Source organism: Streptomyces sp. 8P21H-1 (assembly GCF_013302945.1).
The window spans coordinates 1-419 of sequence record NZ_JABTYA010000173.1 but is presented as its reverse complement, the minus strand read 5'-3'; the positions used below and the strand labels follow the sequence as shown (position 1 = coordinate 419).

General features: G+C 77.8%; 1 protein-coding gene. It reads left to right on the top strand.

The features are described from left to right. Positions 1–46 precede the first annotated feature (46 nt). Positions 47–419, top strand: a 373-nt coding sequence (locus HO151_RS02855; RefSeq protein ID WP_368039396.1) for a ketoacyl-synthetase C-terminal extension domain-containing protein, incomplete at its 3' end; no start/stop codon positions are given.

The following is a 419-nucleotide window of genomic DNA, read 5'->3' as shown; positions in this document are numbered from 1 at the left end:
GGAGGCCGACGGCGTGCCGTCGCGGGCGGCGGGCCCCGGGGGCCGGGTGGCGGTGGGCTCCGTGAAGGCCAACATCGGGCACCTGGAGGGCGCGGCCGGTCTCGCGGGGGTCGTGAAGACGGTGCTGGCGATGCGGCACGCGCAGGTGCCGCCCATGCCCCACTTCACACGGCTCAACCCCGCGATCGACCTGTCCGGCAGCGTACTGCGGGTCGCGGACCGGGCGCTGCCCTGGCCGGCCGGTGACGCGCCCCGGCGGGCGGCGGTCAGTTCCTTCGGCATCGGGGGGTCCAACGCCCACGTCGTGCTGGAGCAGGTCGAGGTGCCCGCCACCGCGGACGGTCCCGGCCCGTACGTCCTGCCGCTGTCGGTGGCCACGCCCGACGCCCTGCCCGTGCTGGCCCGCCGGCTGGCCGACC